The 19,288-nt window shown below is 53.6% G+C and carries 16 protein-coding genes; 7 read left to right on the top strand and 9 right to left on the bottom strand.

Features of this window, described 5'->3' with window-relative positions; all coding sequences use genetic code 11:
- The first annotated feature begins 509 nt into the window (after positions 1 to 509).
- The gene (locus ACT3T7_RS15400) at positions 510 to 2,648 is read left to right on the top strand and encodes a TonB-dependent siderophore receptor (RefSeq protein ID WP_444631484.1); all 2,139 of its coding nucleotides are present in this window, start codon (positions 510 to 512) and stop codon (positions 2,646 to 2,648) included.
- A gap of 61 nt (positions 2,649 to 2,709) precedes the next feature.
- On the opposite strand, the gene ACT3T7_RS15405 is transcribed toward ACT3T7_RS15400, so the two are convergent.
- From ACT3T7_RS15405 to ACT3T7_RS15425, 5 genes are all read right to left on the bottom strand, one after another.
- Entirely contained in the window at positions 2,710 to 3,045 is a 336-nt protein-coding gene (locus tag ACT3T7_RS15405) for an AzlD domain-containing protein (protein ID WP_087109813.1), read from the bottom strand.
- A complete protein-coding gene (locus ACT3T7_RS15410; protein ID WP_441679522.1) occupies positions 3,042 to 3,752 on the bottom strand; it encodes an AzlC family ABC transporter permease in 711 nt (236 codons plus the stop codon). Before ACT3T7_RS15410 ends, ACT3T7_RS15405 begins: the two co-directional genes overlap by 4 nt.
- Positions 3,749 to 4,279: a helix-turn-helix domain-containing protein gene (locus ACT3T7_RS15415; protein WP_193054491.1), complete on the bottom strand. Its 531-nt coding sequence runs from the start codon at positions 4,277 to 4,279 to the stop codon at positions 3,749 to 3,751. The genes ACT3T7_RS15410 and ACT3T7_RS15415 overlap by 4 nt, the downstream gene beginning before the upstream one ends.
- A gap of 237 nt (positions 4,280 to 4,516) precedes the next feature.
- Positions 4,517 to 5,743 (bottom strand): serine/threonine transporter SstT, encoded by a 1,227-nt coding sequence (sstT, locus tag ACT3T7_RS15420; protein WP_444622475.1) that lies wholly within the window; start codon positions 5,741 to 5,743, stop codon positions 4,517 to 4,519.
- Positions 5,744 to 6,083: 340 nt separating this feature from the next.
- Positions 6,084 to 6,398, bottom strand: coding sequence for a hypothetical protein (locus ACT3T7_RS15425; protein ID WP_442353027.1), 315 nt, complete (start codon positions 6,396 to 6,398; stop codon positions 6,084 to 6,086).
- Between the two features lie 868 nt (positions 6,399 to 7,266).
- On the opposite strand from ACT3T7_RS15425, the gene ACT3T7_RS15430 reads away from it, so the two are divergent.
- Together ACT3T7_RS15430 and ACT3T7_RS15435 are read left to right on the top strand one after the other, a co-directional pair.
- Positions 7,267 to 8,919 (top strand): SLC13 family permease, encoded by a 1,653-nt coding sequence (locus ACT3T7_RS15430; RefSeq protein ID WP_172118991.1) that lies wholly within the window; start codon positions 7,267 to 7,269, stop codon positions 8,917 to 8,919.
- A gap of 596 nt (positions 8,920 to 9,515) precedes the next feature.
- Positions 9,516 to 11,417 (top strand): FUSC family protein, encoded by a 1,902-nt coding sequence (locus ACT3T7_RS15435; RefSeq protein ID WP_444631485.1) that lies wholly within the window; start codon positions 9,516 to 9,518, stop codon positions 11,415 to 11,417.
- Positions 11,418 to 11,522: 105 nt separating this feature from the next.
- Here ACT3T7_RS15435 and modC read toward each other — a convergent pair whose 3' ends face one another.
- Genes modC through modA form a run of 3 tightly spaced genes read right to left on the bottom strand, consistent with a single transcriptional unit; the run spans position 11,523 to position 14,108 of the window.
- Positions 11,523 to 12,635: a molybdenum ABC transporter ATP-binding protein gene (modC, locus tag ACT3T7_RS15440; protein WP_444631486.1), complete on the bottom strand. Its 1,113-nt coding sequence runs from the start codon at positions 12,633 to 12,635 to the stop codon at positions 11,523 to 11,525.
- Positions 12,628 to 13,326: a molybdate ABC transporter permease subunit gene (gene modB, locus ACT3T7_RS15445; protein WP_193054495.1), complete on the bottom strand. Its 699-nt coding sequence runs from the start codon at positions 13,324 to 13,326 to the stop codon at positions 12,628 to 12,630. Before modB ends, modC begins: the two co-directional genes overlap by 8 nt.
- On the bottom strand, positions 13,323 to 14,108 hold the full coding sequence (modA, locus tag ACT3T7_RS15450; protein ID WP_444631487.1) for a molybdate ABC transporter substrate-binding protein: 786 nt from the start codon (positions 14,106 to 14,108) through the stop codon (positions 13,323 to 13,325). Before modA ends, modB begins: the two co-directional genes overlap by 4 nt.
- A gap of 226 nt (positions 14,109 to 14,334) precedes the next feature.
- On the opposite strand from modA, the gene ACT3T7_RS15455 reads away from it, so the two are divergent.
- Positions 14,335 to 14,745 carry a DUF1090 domain-containing protein gene (locus ACT3T7_RS15455; protein WP_193054497.1) on the top strand — a complete coding sequence of 137 codons (411 nt, stop codon included), beginning with the start codon at positions 14,335 to 14,337 and terminating at the stop codon, positions 14,743 to 14,745.
- Between the two features lie 62 nt (positions 14,746 to 14,807).
- Here ACT3T7_RS15455 and ACT3T7_RS15460 read toward each other — a convergent pair whose 3' ends face one another.
- On the bottom strand, positions 14,808 to 15,545 hold the full coding sequence (locus ACT3T7_RS15460) for a CDP-alcohol phosphatidyltransferase family protein (RefSeq protein ID WP_444631488.1): 738 nt from the start codon (positions 15,543 to 15,545) through the stop codon (positions 14,808 to 14,810).
- 306 nt (positions 15,546 to 15,851) lie between these two features.
- On the opposite strand from ACT3T7_RS15460, the gene ACT3T7_RS15465 reads away from it, so the two are divergent.
- From ACT3T7_RS15465 to ACT3T7_RS15475, 3 genes are read left to right on the top strand one after another with little or no spacing between them, the layout of a single operon-like run.
- Positions 15,852 to 16,841 (top strand): zinc-dependent alcohol dehydrogenase, encoded by a 990-nt coding sequence (locus ACT3T7_RS15465; RefSeq protein ID WP_444631489.1) that lies wholly within the window; start codon positions 15,852 to 15,854, stop codon positions 16,839 to 16,841.
- Between the two features lie 28 nt (positions 16,842 to 16,869).
- Positions 16,870 to 17,268 (top strand): 6-pyruvoyl trahydropterin synthase family protein, encoded by a 399-nt coding sequence (locus ACT3T7_RS15470; RefSeq protein ID WP_087109789.1) that lies wholly within the window; start codon positions 16,870 to 16,872, stop codon positions 17,266 to 17,268.
- Positions 17,265 to 19,190 carry a glycosyltransferase gene (locus tag ACT3T7_RS15475; RefSeq protein WP_444631490.1) on the top strand — a complete coding sequence of 642 codons (1,926 nt, stop codon included), beginning with the start codon at positions 17,265 to 17,267 and terminating at the stop codon, positions 19,188 to 19,190. The genes ACT3T7_RS15470 and ACT3T7_RS15475 overlap by 4 nt, the downstream gene beginning before the upstream one ends.
- Positions 19,191 to 19,288: the final 98 nt, after the last annotated feature.

Here is a 19,288-nt window from a genome sequence, read left to right on the forward strand (position 1 = left end):
TTTTTGCTTGCTTCTGGCAAGAGATTTTAAGTCCCATGGCTCAAAATCAATCTTCCTTCCCATATGTCTCTCCGCGTCCTTTGAAAGTTACCCATCTTTGCGATGTGCTTCGCTGTTAGCTCGAAAGTAGCCGGCTGTTTTGCGTTGTCGATCAACAATAGCTGAAACATGTGTGAGCACGACTCAGGTAGCCTGCTAGACCTAAAGCAAGGTTCCAGATAGCTAATCTGGCACCTTCCCAAAGCGTTTTCTTGCTAGCAGGCGAATAAGTAAGCCTCGCCAATTTATTTCACTGCTAGTCAATTTTGAAAAGAAGTGCGAAAGAGCACAAGTCTCCTTAGGAAAGACGGCGGCGAGTCTGCAAATGGCGTTGTGGCTAAGAAAACTTGACATCGTGTGATTGTTGTAGTTGTGAATAATAATCCGTATCATTCGCCTTCCTCTGTTTGCTTACTATAAAAACACGTGCTCCTCTCCCCCATTCTGCCTGTCAGTGAGGTTTGTTTAACATGCGTCGTTCGCCTTTTTCCGCTACACCGTTGTCTGTCGCTATTCGCCGTGCATTGGCTGTGTCGTTAGGGGGGACGTTGTGTGTTGTGCCTTTTGCTGCACTGGCGCAGGAAGAGGCCGTGAACATGGGGACCACTGTGGTGACGGCGACCGCGCTGAAGGTGGATACCCCGGATGTAGAAACGCCTCGCGCTATTTCAACCGTGAGTGCGGAGGAGCTTGAGGATCGCGGCGTCAATAAATATGACGAAACCTTCCAGTACCGCTCCGGTGTTGTGTCTCAGCCTTACGGTAATGACAACAATGCCGACTGGTTTTTCCTGCGTGGGTTTAGTGCGGAAGGCGCTACTTACCAGGATGGTTTGCGGCTCTTCCGTACAGGAGGCTATTTCTGGTGGATGAGTGAGCCCTTTGGCTTTGAACGTGTTGATCTTTTGAAAGGGCCTGCCTCAATCCTCTATGGCGAGGCGCCCCCTGGCGGCATGATCAACGGGATTAGTAAACGGCCCACCCGTGAACCGCAAGGAGCGCTGCAGGTTGAAGCCGGTAACCATGATCATCGCCAGGTAGGGGTGGATGTGTCTGGCCCGGTGGGGCAGCGCGATGACGTGCGCTATCGCCTAGTGGGTCTCTATCGCGATGGCGAGGGCGAGCTCAACGGGAGTGAAAAAGAGCGCTATTACTTTGCGCCTAGCCTGGCGGTCGATGTGAGCGATGATACCACCGTCACCTTTCTTGCTAGCGTTCAGAAAGACCAAGGCGTGCCTACCACTGGGTTTTTTCCGGCACTGGGTACCCTTGAAGACTCTCCGTTTGGGAAAATTGACCCAGCGACCAATTTTGGTCAACCGGATTATGATCGGTTAGACCAGCGCCAGATTGCGATTGGCTATGAGTTGGAGCACCAGATAAACGATACCTGGGAGTTCCAGCAGAATGCCCGCTATACCCATTTGGATTTGGAGCTGCGTAACGTTTACCCCAATTCGTATGTGACACCGCCACGCAGTATTTCCCGTGGGATTATTGACCGGGACGGCCAGTACGATGCGTTTAATATTGATAACCGACTCATCGCGCGTACTTATACCGAGAACACAGAGAATACGTTATTGGTCGGCGCGGGTTATCAAGAGCTGAATTTAAATTACACCAACCGTGACAGCTTCCGCACCTTGGGCGATGGCTCTAGCTTCTTTACAAATATCGATACGGTGGATCTATATCATCCCGACCACTCTGCGTTTACTGCGCCTGATACCGGCGACCCAACCGAGCATAATGTCGATCGCCGCCAAGTGGGGCTCTATGTTCAAAATCAACTGCGCATAGCCGATCAGTGGGTTCTGCTTGCCGGGGCGCGCTACGATAATGTCGATAGCAGCGACGATTTTAGCGATACCACGGGCAGCTCCAGCGAAGGGTACGATGACGAACATCTCTCCATCACAGCCGGTGCGATGTACCTGGGCGATAACGGTGTTTCCCCCTATGTGAGCTATAGCGAGTCGTTCACCCCGGTGGCGGGTATTGGGCCGGATGGCGCTAGTTACGAGCCATTAGAGGGCCGCCAGTTTGAGGCTGGGGTTAAAATTGCCCCGCTGGAAGTCGATGGTTACCTCACGATTGCTGCCTTTGATGTCGAAGAAAATAACACCCTGATCTCGACCAGTGCGCCTGTTCAGGAGCAGGTAGGTAAGCGCCGCTCGCAGGGGGTAGAGATCGAAGGCGTGGGCTATTTAACAGATGAGCTAAAACTTATTGCCGCCTATACCTATACCGATGCCCGCTATGATGTGAATGATGCACAGCGGGATGAGCGCGCTCCCCTGGTGCCCAGGCACATGGCGTCGGCGTGGTTGGATTATGATATGAGCCGCACGTTGGCTGGGCTTTCGGTAGGGGCGGGTGTGCGTTATATGGGGGAAACAGTACCCAGCGCGAATAGCGCTATTGAGCAAAATGTCCCTTCTACAACGCTCTATGATGCCATGGCGAGCTACCGCATTAACGACAGCTGGACTGCCCAGGTCAACGTCAACAACCTTACCGATGAAGAGTACGTCAGTGGCTGTGACTTTTACTGCTATTACGGAGCCTCACGCAGCGTGGTGGGTAGCCTGAAATATAGTTGGTAGGTTGCTGCTGGTGAGTGGTTAACGTCAGTTGCTGATTCATTCAGCAACTGACGTGCATTGGTTAAAGCACGGAAGCGCCTACTTGCACCAGCCCAAACATGCCGACGCCTGCCGCCACCGGCCAACCCAGTGAACGCACGCGCAGCCATACCAGCAGGGTAACCAGCAGGCCAATGGCGGTTGCGGTCCAGGAAATCGTACTTGGGTTAACCGGTACAATAGAAACGCCCAGCACCGCTGCAATCATTAGCGGCCCTAAAATACCCAGCCACTGAGGCATGTTGTTGATGCCGCTATCACTGCCTAAGCGGCGCTGCATCCACAGAAAAGGGACGACGCGTATGAGTAGCGTACCTAATGCCGAGGCAATAACCGCTAACCAAAGCCCTGTACTCATAACGCACCTTTACTGGATTCAAGCTTAACCATATAGAAGCAGAGCGCGCCGCAAGCAGCCGCAAGCGGAATGGCGACGTTGGCCCAGCCATATAGCGTAAACAAGAGTGCAGATACTATGGCCCCGCTGAGTGCGAGCGACCAGCGTTTGTCGGTAAATCGCGGTGCTACCATGGTTAAAAACAGCGCGGGCAGGGCGAAAGGCATAATCTCACCCAGCAGTGGCCAGCGAGCGGTGAATGCCTCTCCTGCCGTCGCTCCTACGATAGTCCCTATGATCCAGGCGCCCCAGGCGAGAAGCGACGCTCCCAAAAACCAGCCGAAGCGCTCCGGTTTATCCAAGTGAGGAAGCCGCGTTAAGGCTAAAGCAAACACCTGGTCAGTAAGGCCGTGCATCAGCCAGGGCCAGTGACGGCTCTGAGGCAATAATGCGGCCAAGTTAGGGCCATAAACCACATGGCGTACGTTGATCAATAGCGTCATCGCGACAACCAGCCAAAGCGGCGAACCCGCCGCGATCATACCGACAAAAAGAAACTGCGAGGCTCCGGCGTAGATCAGCAGTGAAATAGCGGCGGCCTCCCATGTGGTGAAGCCCGCTTGTGTCGCCACCAGGCCGAATGAGAGCGAGACCGGTATATAGCCGCCCAGCAGAGGGATGGCTTCTCGTGCGCCTTTTAGCGCTGAGTGAGTTAATGCATGGCTCATGGTGTATCACCTTTTTCACCATAGGTGATGGTCAGGATCATGGTGGCTTCTGCCGCTTGGGTGCGATAAATGTGTGGTTTATCGGCAGGGAAGGTCAGGCTTTCACCGGGGGTAAGCTGCGTGGTGTTACCTTCCGGTCCAGCTTCCAGCCAGCCGCTAATAAGGGTAAGGGATTCCTGCGTGCCCGGTGTATGCGCTTCAGCCCGGCGCCGCGTGTTGGGCGCGCAGCGCATCCAGTAGGCGTCCACGTGGGGGGCGCCTTTGCCTTGGTCAATGAGGCGTACTTGCACGCCGTCTTCGCCCAGCGGTACGGTAATCGGCGCGACTAGGGTGCCAAAGGGAGTGTTGAGTTGAACGGCCAGCCGCCAAATGGTGTCCAGCGTTGGGTTGCCGTTGCCTTGCTCAAGCCGACATAAATTGGATTTAGCCATACCGGCGGCGTTCGCTAACTGAGAAAGCGAAAGGCCTTGTTGCTGGCGCAGCGACTGCAAATGCTGGCCCAGCGTATTAAGTGAAAGCTTATCCATACAGGGTGTCTCGTTGTTCCTTATAGAGAACGTTCTATATAAGGAACACTTGTTTGTCAACCTGAGCGCTACAAAAGCGCTTCGTCGCTTCTGAGCGATGGGGGATGCTAACCATAAGAAGCCAAATACCAAAACGGCCCGTTTTGAAGTCATGATCCAAAACGAGCCGTTGGTATTTATTGGCCTTCTCTTAACAGCGGGAATGTAGCTGTTAAGAGAAGGCTGAACGCTTGAAGCTTAGGCGCTGGTCTTTGCCTCTTTAGCTCGGCAAGCAGCTGCAGTAAACAGTACATCGGTTGAGGAGTTAAGCGCCGTCTCTGTGGAATCCTGTACCACGCTGATCACAAAGCCAATCGCAACCGCCTGCATGGCCACTTCGGTAGGAATGCCAAACAGGTTGGCGGCCATCGGGATCAGCATTAGCGAGCCGCCCGCCACGCCTGAAACGCCGCAAGCCGCCAGGGCGGATACGATGCACAGTAGTAGGGCGGTCGGGAAGTCGACGTTAATACCTAAGGTATGTGTCGTGGCCAGGGTAATGACAGTGATAGTGATGGCCGCGCCACACATGTTGATGGTGGCACCCAGCGGGATAGAGATAGAGTAGGTATCAGGGTCCAGCTTCAGGCGGCGGCAGAGCTCAAGGTTAATCGGGATGTTGGCAGCAGAACTACGCGTGAAGAAGGCGGTGATCGCGCTGCCACGCAGGCAGGCAAAGACCAGCGGGTAAGGGTTTTGACGGGTGGCGATGTACACCAGCAGCGGATTGCTTACCAGCGCGACAAACAGCATGCAGCCCACAATAACGGTTAGTAGCTGGGCATAATTAAGCAGCGCCTCGATGCCTGACTCGGCCAGCGTACCTGCCACCAGGCCAAAGATACCCAGTGGGGCAATGCGAATAACCAGCGCCACAATTCGTGAAACGGCGTCAGAAAGATCGCTAAGAGCAAGGCGCGTGGTTTCGCTGGCTTGGCGCAGCATTAAACCCAAACCGACGGCCCAGGCAAGAATAGCAATAAAATTACCTTCCATCAGTGCAGTGACAGGGTTAGCGACCGCATTCAGCAGTAGGTTTTGCAGTATCTGAAAAATATCTCCGGGCGGGTTACCACTTACCTGTTCTGCGTTAAGCGACAGCTCCGTAGGAAACAAAAAGCTCGCGGCTACCGCAATCAGTGCCGCTATCAGCGTACCGACAATATACAGCACTAGCACCGAGCGAATATGTGTAGGCTGCCCCTGCCTATGGGCGGAAATGGCGGCTGCCACCAGAACAAAAACTAAAATAGGCGCAACGGCTTGAAGAGCGGAAATGAATAGCTGGCCCAGTAGCGCTACATTACCGGCAATCGCGGGTGCAAAGATTGCGAGCAGCGTACCTGCCACGATGCCAATTAAAATCTGCGGGATAAGGCCCAGCTGTAAAAGCGGGCGGAATAAGCCAGTGGTGGTTGCAATCATCGCGCGTCACTCTGGTAGTCGAATAGGGATGGGCATACGTAGACGCCTCCGGAAAGGGGCAGCATTCTACCACTTGGCGCTATCCTGCGGGATTTTCGTGAGCAAGTTTCTTTGGGAGGGTTTTAAGTAGAGCAGTCACTACGCTTGGCAGTGCTGGTATTGCTTTGTATGTCAGCCCAGTAAGTGCAAAAAGCTGGGAGGGAGGTGTGCAGAGAAACGATGTTTTAATGAACGGGGATACGCAGCGGGTAAGACTGACCGATTATACGAATACTACCCTTGCCGCCGAATAAAAGTGGCAAGGGTAGGGCTGAAAAGCAGTACCTTGATAAGTAAATAATTAGGCAGCGACTATTGCCTGACGAGGTGTCTTGCTAGAAACCGCAGTTGGTGTCATCTCGGCAGCGGCACCGGCTTTCATGCTGGCTAGCATGGCATAGCCTTTGTCAGTTAGCTCAATCACGTCGGGGGAGGAGCCCCATTTTAAAAGCATTTCGTCTAGCTGATGCTCCGCTGTTTCAAACTGGCTACAGTGGCAGAGCAGCTTGGCGATGGTGTAATCACATTCCGGGGTGTCGAACATTTCATCCTTGATTTCTTGAATCGCAAGTTGAAGACCAGCTTGGGAAATCTCTGCTAGATGGATATGTTGCATGCCACTACTCCTTGTGAATGCTGAGTTTATTTGTACGTAAATTGTACTCTTCAAGACTAATATAGGTTTCCTTCAGAAGCAAACCCCTTAAAGGTGTTATTTGCCTCTTCTCGCTCTTACGCTTTCGCCCAATAAAAATCCCGCTCCGATGAGTAGAGGGGCTCGCTGCTTCCCTTACCGCTATTACAAAGGTAACGTAGCGATCAATGTGACTACGCAGCCTGATAAAAAAGCCAGTAAAGCACGTTTTATCATTTCTTATTCTTGGCTTTTTGATTCCTATGTGGCTGTTATACAATATGTTTTTTAAGGTAGTTACGGCTGTCTGGTTTTGCTCCATTGAAAAGATGTTGACGTTTCATCCTGGCTCCCATCGCGTTGCGATTAGTCACCCCTGATCCCCACTAATCCAAAGCCCGTACCCTTGGGCCATTTCACAACGTTTTTTAAAGAATCGTTTCTGAAAGACCGCTTCAGGTTTCAGCATAGACCACGATAGGTAAAAAGCGACTTAATAAAAGCTATACAAAACGTTAATTTTTTTGCCATCAATATGTCACCAAGGAAAAGCCTGTGTTGATGGGTGACGCTTGAAAACCAGAGGGTTTTTCCAGATTCGCGACTGGCAGCACACAGCGATAGACATTTTTTGGCAATAACCAGGGTGCCTGCTGGCTCAGGTTATACGACTAACGTTGTTAGACTTTGGTTGTAATTGTGGGCGTTTTACTGGACTAATGTCCTATTGCAGTTAATAAAGGGCGCCACGAAATCGTTGAGCCCTTCTCAGCCTGGGTAAGTTGCTCACTATCAATCTACTTTTTGTTCACCTGACAGCGGTGTTTTTATAATGCGCAGAGTTGCCATGATGACCGTGTGGGACCAGCTATGGTATTCCCACGATCAAGCCAAGAAACTGCTGATGTGTGCGTTACCCTCAACGCATGCTCCCAGCACCTCACGTCCTTCCGCCGCATCCGGTGGTGGAGAGTCTCAGGGCAGTGGGCCATCTCCACGCCCACCTGCCTACAATAAGCCCCAAACAGTAGGGCTTGTACTTGGGCCGCTGCTGTTTGCTTTGGTTGCGCTGTTTTTTCATCCTGCTGATTTAAGTTTTGAAGGCCGCATGGTCTTGGCAACTACATTGTGGGTCGCTGTTTGGTGGATTACTGAGGCTATCCCTATCCCGGCAACGTCGTTACTACCCATTATATTGCTGCCTATTACGGGCGCATTGGATGGAAGTACGGTCACGGCTGCTTACGGAAATCCTATTATTTTTCTTTTCCTGGGCGGATTTATGATCGCACTGGCCATGGAAAAGTGGGACCTGCACAAGCGTATCGCACTGACGATTATTTCCGTGTTGGGCACCAGTATTAACAGCATCGTGTTTGGCTTTATGGCGGCCACTGGGTTTCTTTCCATGTGGGTGTCGAATACCGCCGCGGTCATGATGATGCTGCCGATCGGCACCGCGATCGTCTACCAGGTGAGCCAGGAGCTGGGTAAAAACGGGGGCGAGGTTGATAGCAAGGAAATTGACAAGTTCAGTAAAGCACTAATTTTCGGTGTCGGTTACGGCGGCACTATTGGTGGGTTAGGCACGTTGATTGGTACACCGCCGAACATCATTTTAGCGGCGGTCGTGAATCAACTTTTTGGTGTGGAAATTTCCTTTGCCAACTGGTTAATGTTTGCTTTCCCGGTGGTTCTCGTGCTGCTGGTGCTGGGTTGGCTGATGCTTACCTACCTGATTTATCCGATTAGTTTTCGTAACCTTCCCGGCGGTAAGGAACTCATCCAGAAAGAAAAGGAAGCGCTAGGCAAGATCTCATTTGAAGAGAAAGCCGTTCTGGGAGTATTCATTTTTGCAGCGTTTTTCTGGATTACTCGCTCTTTCTTGTGGCAAGGCCAGATTATTAATATTCCCGGCATCAGTGATGCCATGATAGCGATCAGTGCTGCGATATTACTGTTCCTGCTTCCCTCTAAAAACAAAGGCGGCTGTCTGCTCAACTGGGATATCGCGCGGGACGTACCGTGGGGTATTTTACTGCTATTTGGAGGCGGCTTGGCCATTGCAGCAGGATTCGGCTCCTCAGGTCTGGCGGGCTGGATTGGCAACCAGATGAGCGTGCTTCAGGGAATGAATTTCATTCTGGTCATTCTTCTGGCGACCGGTATAGTGCTGTTTCTTACGGAAATTACCTCCAATACAGCAACGGCAACCATGATTTTACCGGTACTGGCATCGCTGGCGCTGGCGCTAAATATTCACCCGTTTGCTTTGATGGTACCTGCTGCCATGGCGGCCAACTGTGCCTTCATGTTGCCGGTAGGGACGCCGCCCAACGCGATTATCTTCGCAACCGGCAAAATCAAGATCACCGAAATGGTACGTAATGGTTTCGGCCTGAATATTATCTCCATGCTCCTGATTACGGCGTCTGTATACTTCCTTTTACCGATGCTATGGGGGGTTGATTTGACGGTCTATCCCGAAGCTTTCCGTCACTAAAGCGCTCTTTTAACGTTTTTGATCAAAGCCCTTATCCAACTGATAAGGGCTTTTTTTTATGCACATGGTTTTATGTACATCGTTTTTATACACATAGTTTTTACGCACATCGTTCGTATCAGTTTATTTATGATACAAATTTCCCTTTCAAAAGTGGTTAAAAGATTTAGAAAGGGCAGCCCGCGTAAATTGAACTTTTACGCTTAAGTTAAGCGACTTTTCGTACACACTCTGGGCGATCAGAGGAGAAAGTGATGACGCTATTATTGTTGAAAGCTATTGTTGGAAAAGACAGCTTGATACTTTAGCAAAAGAGCGCGACGGTTATTGGGTTGACACTAAACCTGTCAGGATGAAGAATCGATTCATAAATGATAAGTGCATGTTGGGAATGTAAGGGAAAGAGGCCGCCTGAAACTATTACGTCCCATAACGATGTGTCTCAGACGTCTCGGCTTTATAAAAGTGGCTGGAGTGAATAAGAGACGTTTGTTGGCCGCTTCTACCCGATTGCTTACTACCGAGCCCTGTCAATAATGGTGATTAGACCTTACGATTTCGCAACCTGTGCTCTTGGTCGTTTCAGACTGAGCATTTTGACGTCTGACCCTGGCCGGGTTCGGCTTCGCTTGGCTGTACGCACAATGCTCACGATGGGGCTTGTCTGCCTGGCGCTTCTCCTTCTTCATCGCTGGTTTCCCATGCCTGCGCCAGCCTATGCCGTTGCGATGCTTACTGCGCTTCAAGGAGCGGTGGCCATAAAGGATGCAACGGCTGGCAAACGCGCTGTTTCCCGCATTTTTGCCGCACTCTGCGGCTTCGCCGTTATTGCGGCGATTTCGCTAGTTGAACACTCGATTCTTCACATTAGTGCCGTGCTGCTTGGGGTCATTTTTTGGGCAGTGTTTATACGCCAGTTTGGCGCTCGCTGGCAGGGCGTCGGCGCGTTCACCTTTATGTGCGGTGTCATCGCTGCCTTTTTGAAGGCGCCTGATACGGACCTAATGGATATTGCTATTTCATTAGCGTTATCAGGCTTTATCGCACATTTCGTCCGCAATTTTGTGCTGCCGGAACGGCCCGTTCAGGATTTTGAACGGGCGATACGTGCCTCCCTGCTCTCTGCAGACCGGTTGCAGGCCGGGGTCGCACGTTCGCTGCAGGCTGGAATGGCGATCGACTTGCGTGAAACGACCCGACTGGCACGTCGGGCGCAGGAGGCGACTTTCTTATGCGAAAGCTATCTACCCGCAATGTCAGAAGCAATGGATATCAAATTAGCCGATCTACTGGCGATGCGCCTGTTTGACCTGAGACTTGCTATCGAAAGGGTGCTCGATGACGCGCTAAAAGTTGATCATAAAACATCCGGCCCCGAGCTTGCCGTGCTTGAAAAGCAGCTCACTGAGCTGCGGGATGTTGAAGTAAAAGTGCGAGCCGATGTCGCTTCTATCGGTACCTCCTCTTCGGCTTCATCTCCCAAGCACCCGCCTTCGGTGCCTGCCGCGGCCTCGTCGCCGCGCGGAAGCCTTCTCGCCAATCCATTCTTCAGGCAAGCTGTTCAGGTAACACTGGCATCCGGCATTGCCATGATTGTGGGTCTCGCGTTGTCTCCAGAAAGGTGGTTCTGGGCGGTGATGACGGCCTTTCTGATTTTCTCTAATACTCAGTCGCGGGGTGCTGTCGCCGTTCGTGGGCTTAACCGGGCGCTGGGTACTGTTGTGGGCATTTGCGTGGGTATTGGGCTTGCTACCCTGGTGCATGGCAATCTCTACTGGACCATACCGCTGGTGGCGATCTCGATCTTTGCAGCGTTTTATCTGATGATGCTCTCTTACGCGATGATGACGTTTCTAATCACCATCGCTCTTTCGCTCATCTACGGCATTCTGGGAGAGTTTACGCCGGGGTTGCTTGTCCTGCGGCTGGAAGAAACGCTGGTGGGTGCCTTCGCGGGAATCATCGTCTCGCTTGCCGTCTTACCGCAGAGTACTCGCGAGCAGGCCCGTCAGGCATTTGATCGCTTTCTATCAGCGTTTGAAAAGCTACTGGGGGATATTATCGCCGAAGAGGGCGACGCGAAGCGTCATTCACGCCTGATAGGATCCGTCACCGCGCTTGATACAGCACGGGCGAGCTTCGTTGATGCTGCAAGCCCCATGCAAAGCTTCATCTCGTTCGGGGCGACGCACCGGTGGGCTTATCAGAACTTGAAGTACGCCTCGACCCTGGCGTACGCCGCGCATCTGCTGGAGCGTCGGTTTAGCCAGGCTTCGCCAAATGAGCAAGAGCAGCAAGCAATCGCCGGTATTCGCGCTCGGCTTGCCCATCCGGCCGAGAATCATCTTGAGGCGCCTGATTTAGAGAATCCTGTTCAAAATATCCTGTCGACGTCAGCGGGTAACGACTTAGCGGCCAACGATTTGGCGGATGACACAGCCGCTTATGCGATCACTCTGATAAATCAGACGCTGGATCAACGCAAAAGTGAGCGATAGCAGAGGCAACGTATCCGTTCAAAAGCGTTGTGTACGCCAAAGCCGGTTCTGAAATGCCAGTCGCATGGCGAAGCCGCGGCCTGTCTAATTCAGCGCCAGACACACTTAACATGCCGTAAACGACACGCTGCGAATGAGTGCCGTGACCTGCATGCCTTTTGCCAACCCCATCTCATCCCATGATTTACGCGTTAACCGGGCGCGTAAGAAAAATCGACCGATGCTTAAACGCAGCTCCACCGTATAAGGTGCTTCGGGAAGGATGATGAAATCAGTGATGGTGGCGCTGAGCTGGTTGCGGTAACTGGTGTTGGCGGGTGAGATAAGCGCCAGGGCAATATCGCGGGCCAAAATGCGTACTCGCAAGCGGCTGCCAATCGGCGCTGAGGTGCCAGGCAGTACCAACTGATGTTCGTCATCAAGCGCTAAATGAGTCAGGCCATACGCGGTTTCATGAGCGACGACCTCGCCTTGCAGTAGCGAGGCCGCATCAAATCCCCCCAGTTCATGGGTTAGATCAAAGCGCTGGAGCAGGGCGCCCAGTGTGTCGCTGGCGCGAACCTGTCCGGCTTTCATTACCACCAAATGATCGGCAATCGCCGTGATCTCTTCGGCATCATGGCTAACGTAGATAACCGGAATATCCACCTGTTGGGTGAGCCGAGTGATGTAGCGCAGCAGCTCCTCTTTGCGCGCGCCATCAAGCCCGGTTAGCGGTTCATCCATAAGAAGTAGTTGGGGGTCACTGAGTAGTGCTCGGCCAATGGCCACACGGCGGGCTTCACCCCCTGAAAGTGTGCCGGGCATGCGCTCCAGCAAGGCCTCAATACCCAGTAGCTCCACTATTTCGGCAAAGCGCTGTAACGCCGGGCGACGCATGCCATAGGTTAAATTACCGCGCACGCGGTAGTGCGGAAACAGACGTGCTTCTTGAAACACAACACCCATACGCCGCCGGTGCGCCGGTACGAAGATACCTTGCCGAGTATCCAGCAAGGTCTGCTCGCCGAGTGTTATGACACCCTGCTGTGGTCGCTCAAGCCCGGCTATCAGCCTAAGCAGGCTGGTTTTGCCGCTACCGGAGGGGCCAAAAAAACCGCTGACACCGGTTGCGGGCAGGTTGAGCGCAGCTGACAGATGAAAAGCCCCTAGCTGTTGTTCAACCTGTAGCGAGAGCCGCGGGTCGCTGGGCTGATAAGACGTCGTCACGTTAGCCATCGCGTTCCTGTAGGCGTTGTCGGGTGCGTCGGGCTAGCCATTCCGAGGCAATTAACGACACCAGCGCAATGGCAATGGCGATTAGGCACAGCCGCGCGGCGGCGGCCTCCTGGCCGGGTGATTGAATCAGGGTGTAAAGCGCCAGCGGCAAGGTGCGGGTTTCGCCGGGGATGTTGGAAGCAAAGGTAATCGTTGCGCCAAACTCGGAAAGCGCCCGGGCAAAGGCGAGCACCGTGCCGGTTAGCAGGCCGGGCACGGCCAGCGGCAGCGTAATCGTGGTAAACACCCGCCATCGGCTAGCGCCCAATGTGCTGGCGGCGGCTTCAAGCTTCGGGTCAACTGCTTCAAGGGAGAGCCGTAATGCGCGTACCAACAGTGGAAACGCCATAACGCCGCTGGCGACCGCAGCACCTTGCCAGGTAAACGGCAGCGACACGCCCAGTGTGCTATACAGCCATTGGCCAATAACGCCTTGTCTACCCAGCGTCACCAGTAATAAATAGCCGACGACTACAGGCGGCAACACCAGTGGCAGATGAATCAAGCCGTCCACCACCGCTTTACCGCGAAACTCAACGCGCGCCAGCCACCAGGCGACGGCAATTCCCGGCGGTAAAATCCAGGCGATGGCGGCCAGCCCGATTAAAAGGCTCAGGCGGATAACTTCCCACTCAGCAGGCGAAAGGCTCACCGGGCATCCATACCTGTATCAAATCCGTACTGTGCAAAGATGCTCAGTGCTTCTTCGCTCTCAAGCCATTGGCGTAAAGCAACCGCTGCATCGTTCTTCTCGGCGTCGATCAAGGCAATCGGGTAGGTGATAGGCGCATGCGTTTCAGGCGGGAAAAGCCCCAACACTCTTACTTGTTGGCTGGCTAATGCGTCGGTTTGATACACAACACCCGCTGGCGTTTCCTGGCGCTCCACCAGAGTAAGGGCTGCGCGTACGTCGTTGCCACGCGCAAGCCTTGGGAGTAGCTCCTCCCACTCTCCTAGCGCTTCAAGCGCCTGTTGGGTGTAGATACCTGCCGGCACATGGTCCGGGTCGCCGACCGAGAGCCGATCCCGCTCACCCAGCAGTGTGGCGATGCGGGCGTCTTCGCCTGGTGTGAAGTGCTCGGGAGCGTCAGGGCTTGCTGAAACCAGCGCCAAGCGGTTGTACAGTAAATCACTGCGCTTTTGAACGTTAATGCCTTGGGCTTCCAGCCAGTCCATCCACTCAACGTTTGCTGAAATATAAAGCGCCGCCGGGCTGCCGTTGGCAATTTGGCGGGCAAGGGTGGATGAAGATGCATAGATCGGCGTTACAGATACATCATGCTGTGCTTCATAGGTCGCGATAGCTTCGTTAAGTGCATCGGTAAGCGAAGCTGCCGCCGCCACTTGAATATTTGCCGCTGCATAACTTGCGGTAGGCATCACCATCATGAGCAGGGGGGCTATCAAGGGGCGATAAATGGCGAGATTGATCATACGGTTACGGTCCTTGTGCGCATCTTCTTGAGGGTTAATGTAACGCTTTTATCATGATCTAATCCAGGAGGCGGTAGCCAACATTGACCATACGCACGGGTGGTGAGTCCTTGGTCATTGCGTCAGCAACGTTTAAACAGAGTGACGACCGCGAACTGCCAGGCATTTTGTGTATCTAACCTTCGATGAGCCAGTATTTATCAAATGAGCTGTTATAGGGAAAAACATGAAAAAAAATATGATTCAGGCAGGTGTTGTGGCCTTATTGGCGGGTATGTTGTTACCACCGGTCGCCGCTGCCGCCGATGATTTATGTGAAAGCAAGGCAGCCGATGTTCGTGAGCAGTTAGCGCATGCCCAGGCTCAGGGTAATCAGCATCGAGAGGAAGGCTTGCAGCGCGCGTTAGATGCGATTGACGATAACTGCACGAATGAAAGCGTACTAAATGATGCAACGGATGAAGTAAAAGAGAGCCTTGCAGAGGTTCAAGAGCGCCAGGCGGAATTTGAAGAGGCGCTCAATGAAGGCGATGACGATGACATTGAAAAAAGGCGCGTTAAGCTGGAAGAGGCAACGCTTGAGCTAGAACGCCATACTGAAGAATTGAATGCGTTACAGCAGCAAATTAGCGAGTAAATCATTGGGCGCTATGCCAGGCATAGCGCCCATCAGTAGCAGGGTAAGTAACGTGCAGGTCATTAAAGTGCTTGGCGTCGGCGCTGTTGATAAAGCCACCAGGTGTCGATGCCAAAGGAGTAGGCAAGTGAGAGTAGTGCGCTAAACGCCAATAGGCTCGCAACGAGCGTGGGCGTCAGCGGGGTGAGCGCCAATAGCAGGGCGGATACTTGCCAAACGCACACCACTTTACGGCGCCTGCTGGCAAATAAAGGGGCTGAAAGCCACGTAAAGTGCCAGCTAGCCACCACAAATACATAGCGCGTAACGCCAATCAAAAGCACCCACAGCCCTAACGATTCAAGTTGAATTAACCCCACACAGAGCAACAGGATAAGCAGCGCATCCAGCTCCATATCAAAACGGGCGCCAAACGTGCTATAGCTCTGCGTTTTTCTGGCTATCCAGCCGTCCACGCCATCCAGCATCAGCGCGGTGGTTGCGGTAACAAGCCATAGCCAAATGGCATGAGTGAATACATTGTCGGCCAGCGCCCCCGCCGCCAACGCGACTAATACGGCGCGCAGTAACGTTATTCTGTTGGCCCAGCCAAGAGCGCCACCCGACCAGAAAATCAATACGAAAAGGCTAATAAACGCATAGGTGCCAAACGCTAGCCCCCAGTTCAAAGCCGTTACCGTCAATGTGGGTAGCAGGCTGCCCAGCCCCAGCAGTAGCAAACTGCCCACCGCTAGTTCGCTGGCGCTGTAGAGGCGGCTCGATAAAAGATGGCTAGAAGCGAGCGTGGTAATTCGCACCATTGTGTCTCGCAAAGCGGATATCCCGCCGCAGTCAATTGATGGGTGAGCCTGTTTTATATATACGCTTCTTATACGTGGCTCTGCGGTTGTCTACCTCATTAATCATAGCGTATTGATGTCCCTGAAAAGTACCTGCGTACATTTTTAACCGTTCTTAAACGAAATTGGCGCTCGCATTCATCGACCTGTGTCTTTTCTGGGCTAAGCTTTACGGTACGCCACAAAAATTTCATACGTTGGCCATGCCAGATTAACGGTAGAGGCGCCCAACTGATTGGATGAAAACGCGAATAATAGGGAAATGACATGTCGGCGAACGATACGGCCACTGCCTTCTGGGTAACGCGTCCAAGGGTCGGCGAGCTTAAAAAAGAGACGCTCACCAGCGTAGGGGAGGAAGACGTACGCGTACGTGCCCTGTTCAGTGGCGTTAGCCGTGGCACTGAGTCGCTGGTATTCAATGCTCGCGTACCCGAAAGTGAAGTGGAGCGTATGCAGGCCCCTTTTCAGGCAGGTAGTTTTCCCGCGCCGGTCAAGTATGGCTACTGTAGTGTCGGCGTTGTTGAGCAAGGGCCTGCGCACCTGCTTAACAAAACGGTATTTTGTCTCTATCCCCATCAGGATCGCTATGTCGTTCCTGCTTCCGCCGTATTGCCTATTCCTGGCAGTATACCGGTGCCGCGCGCCGTGCTGGCCGCCAATATGGAGACGGCCATTAACGGCGTTTGGGACGCCGAACCAATGCTTGGGGAACGCGTCAGTGTTATCGGGGCCGGTGTTGTAGGCGCCCTGGTGGCTTACCTGTGTTCACAGATCCCCGGTGTGAGCGTCACGCTGATTGATATTAACCCGAAGCGCCAGGCGCTCGCCGAGCGTTTAGGCCTTGTCTTTTGTACCCCGGAAAAAGCGCCCAACGATCAAGACTGCATTATTCACGCCAGCGGCCATCCCGAAGGCTTACGCCAAGCGCTAAGCCAGGTCGGCAACGAAGGCCGAGTTATCGAAATGAGCTGGTTTGGCGAAGGGGAGGTGAGTATCCCCTTGGGCGGCGCGTTTCATTCACAGCGCCTTAGCCTGCGCGCCAGCCAGGTGGGCCAGCTACCCGCTAAATTGCGCCCGCGCTGGGACTTCCAGCGCCGTTTAATGTTGGCCTTGAGCCTGTTAAACGATAGCCGATTAGACGCACTGATTAGTGGCGAGAGCGACTTTGACGCCTTGCCCCAGCTTGCTCCCAAACTCTTTTCTACGGACAGCGACGTGCTATGTCACCGCCTTCGTTACCCCGCTCACGTTTAACCACTACAGCTTACTATCAGGAGCGTTTATGTACCGTCTATGTGTTCGTGATCACTTTATGATTGCGCATAGCTTCAAAGGTGACATTTTTGGTCCTGCCCAGCGCACGCATGGAGCAACGTATGTCGTTGATGTGGTCTTTCAGCGCCCGGAGCTTGATGAGGACGGATTAGTGATTGATATCGGCCTCGCCAGCGAAACGCTCAAGGAAGTGTTGTCACACCTGAACTATCGCAATCTGGATGACGAAGAGGCCTTTAAGGGTAAAAACACCTCCACCGAGTTTATGGCCAGCGTTATCTTCAGCCGTTTAGCCGATGCCATCGGTGAGGGTCGAATGGGGAAAACCGCGCAAGGCATCGCTCGTATGGAAGTCAAACTGCATGAGTCGCATATTGCCTGGGCAAGCTATGAAGGCGATCTATGAGTGAACCACTGACGTTTATTATCGCGGGGGCGCTTGATCAGCGCACCGGCGGCTATATCTACGATGCGCGCATTATCGAAGCGCTGCGTCAGGAAGGGCGCACCGTCGATGTCATCAGCTTGTCAGGCCGCTTCCCTAATGCCGACCAAGAGGCTGCCGAGCAATTGGCTACGGCACTAAACGATTTGCCCGAGGCGACGGACGTGGTGATCGATGGTCTCGCCATGGGGATGTTACCGGACATCATTATTGAGCAGGCCAATCGGTTGATGATAACGGCGCTGGTGCATCATCCGCTGGGGGATGAGCAAGGGCTAAGTGAATCCGAGCAGCAGCAATTTCATCAGTCTGAGCTTACGGCGCTTGCCGCCGTCTCACAAATAATCGTGACCAGCCGGTTTACTGAGCGCCGGTTGAAGGCGTTGGCAAACCACTACGCCATGCCTATAGCGGCCACGGTTAGTGTTGTCGAGCCAGGGGTGGACGTTGTCCCCATGAACGCAGCCCCAGCGCTTGGCGAGCCGCTGCGGTTTGTGTGTGTGGCAACGCTTGTTCCGCGTAAGGGGCAGGATGTGTTGGTCCAGGCGTTGGCGGGATTAAACCAGAGAAACTGGCAGTGTGACTGTTATGGCGGCGCACGTGATACGGCGTTTGCCGACCGGGTAGAGCAGTTGATTGAAGCGCATGGGCTTGCGTCTTGTGTGCAACTGCACGGCGAGTGCGACGCGACGACCTTAACCAGGACGTACGAAAACGCGCATGCCCTGGTACTGCCTTCCTGGTACGAAGGCTATGGCATGGTGGTCACCGAGGCGCTGGCGCGAGGCCTGCCTGTCATTACCACGACCGGGGGCGCTCTTGATGAAACCTTGCCGGAAGGCGCAGGCCTTAAAGTAACACCTGGGGATGTAAAAGCACTGACACATGCACTGAGCCGTTTTTGCGATGAACCCGAGCTGCGTGCGTCGCTTAAAGCCGGTGCAGAAGCGGTGCGTGAAACGCTTAGCGATTGGCAGCATGCCGGTGCTGCGTTTGCTAAAGCGCTGAACCCGCCCCCCTCTTTTCATACCGGCAGCCAGTTTGGTGCCGATTGGCTCACGCTACGTGAAGAGGTGGATGTTACGTTTAGAAGCCAGCAGCTTCCTCAAAAGGCCGCTATATGGCTAAACGAACGCACTCAGACGCCGAGGCTGGTCGATTTAGGGTCAGGCAGAGGAAGCAATATGCGCTTCCTGGCGCCTTTTCTACCGACCCCGCAGCACTGGACGCTCATTGACCATGACGCTGAACTACTCAACGACGCCCGCGACAGCATCGGCAAGTTGGAAAATGCCCAGGCGGGCATTCGGGTAGAAACGCTCTGTACGTCGCTTGATTCGCTTGTTCATGTACCTCTGCAAGATGCGGATCTGATAACCGCATCGGCACTGCTGGATCTTGTATCGCAAGGTTGGATCGAAACGCTCGTAACGCACTGCCAGTCACGTGACCAGGCGCTGTTAATGGCTCTTAGCGTGACCGGAGAGTGGGGTTTTACCGATGCCGATGATGAGCCGTTATCCGATGATGATGATCACTGGCTACTGGCGCTGTTTATGGCGCATCAGCATCGCGACAAAGGATTAGGTGATGCCTTGGGCGGGCAGGCTCACGAGGCGCTGGTTAATGCGCTTGAACAAGCGAATTATCACGTTGAACAAGTTGCTACCCCTTGGCTGTTGAGTTCGGCTAACCGTTTACATCAGCCTTTAATGACGGCGCTCATTAACGGCTGGGCGGAAGCGGCGACAGAACAGGCACCAGAGGCCGCTACTCGCATTGGTGAGTGGCGTGAGCGACGTACACACTCGGTGGCTTCCGGTGAGGTGGGCATTTGGGTGGGGCATTGTGACCTGCTAGCAACGCCAGAAAAAAGGGCGTAGCCCGATGAACATGCAGTGGATATGGCGCTCTCCTTGGATTCGACGCGGGCTAATAAGCGCTGGCTTGCTGGGGGCGATCGCGTTATTTGTAGAGCCCC

This window comes from Halomonas sp. 111, from assembly GCF_052379685.1.
In the GTDB taxonomy this organism is placed as follows: Bacteria; Pseudomonadota; Gammaproteobacteria; order Pseudomonadales; family Halomonadaceae; genus Vreelandella; species Vreelandella citrativorans.

Bases quoted from the DNA above. Each gene is read 5' to 3' on its own strand.
- ACT3T7_RS15410 (WP_441679522.1), bottom strand. From the start codon at position 3,752: ATGAGCCATGCATTAACTCACTCAGCGCTAAAAGGCGCACGAGAAGCC.
- ACT3T7_RS15430 (WP_172118991.1), top strand. From the start codon at position 7,267: ATGACCGTGTGGGACCAGCTATGGTATTCCCACGATCAAGCCAAGAAA.
- ACT3T7_RS15400 (WP_444631484.1), top strand. From the start codon at position 510: ATGCGTCGTTCGCCTTTTTCCGCTACACCGTTGTCTGTCGCTATTCGC.
- ACT3T7_RS15425 (WP_442353027.1), bottom strand. From the start codon at position 6,398: ATGCAACATATCCATCTAGCAGAGATTTCCCAAGCTGGTCTTCAACTT.
- modC (WP_444631486.1), bottom strand. From the start codon at position 12,635: ATGGCTAACGTGACGACGTCTTATCAGCCCAGCGACCCGCGGCTCTCG.
- ACT3T7_RS15460 (WP_444631488.1), bottom strand. From the start codon at position 15,545: ATGGTGCGAATTACCACGCTCGCTTCTAGCCATCTTTTATCGAGCCGC.
- ACT3T7_RS15415 (WP_193054491.1), bottom strand. From the start codon at position 4,279: ATGGATAAGCTTTCACTTAATACGCTGGGCCAGCATTTGCAGTCGCTG.
- sstT (WP_444622475.1), bottom strand. From the start codon at position 5,743: ATGATTGCAACCACCACTGGCTTATTCCGCCCGCTTTTACAGCTGGGC.
- ACT3T7_RS15475 (WP_444631490.1), top strand. From the start codon at position 17,265: ATGAGTGAACCACTGACGTTTATTATCGCGGGGGCGCTTGATCAGCGC.
- ACT3T7_RS15470 (WP_087109789.1), top strand. From the start codon at position 16,870: ATGTACCGTCTATGTGTTCGTGATCACTTTATGATTGCGCATAGCTTC.
- modA (WP_444631487.1), bottom strand. From the start codon at position 14,108: ATGATCAATCTCGCCATTTATCGCCCCTTGATAGCCCCCCTGCTCATG.
- ACT3T7_RS15405 (WP_087109813.1), bottom strand. From the start codon at position 3,045: ATGAGTACAGGGCTTTGGTTAGCGGTTATTGCCTCGGCATTAGGTACG.
- ACT3T7_RS15455 (WP_193054497.1), top strand. From the start codon at position 14,335: ATGAAAAAAAATATGATTCAGGCAGGTGTTGTGGCCTTATTGGCGGGT.
- ACT3T7_RS15465 (WP_444631489.1), top strand. From the start codon at position 15,852: ATGTCGGCGAACGATACGGCCACTGCCTTCTGGGTAACGCGTCCAAGG.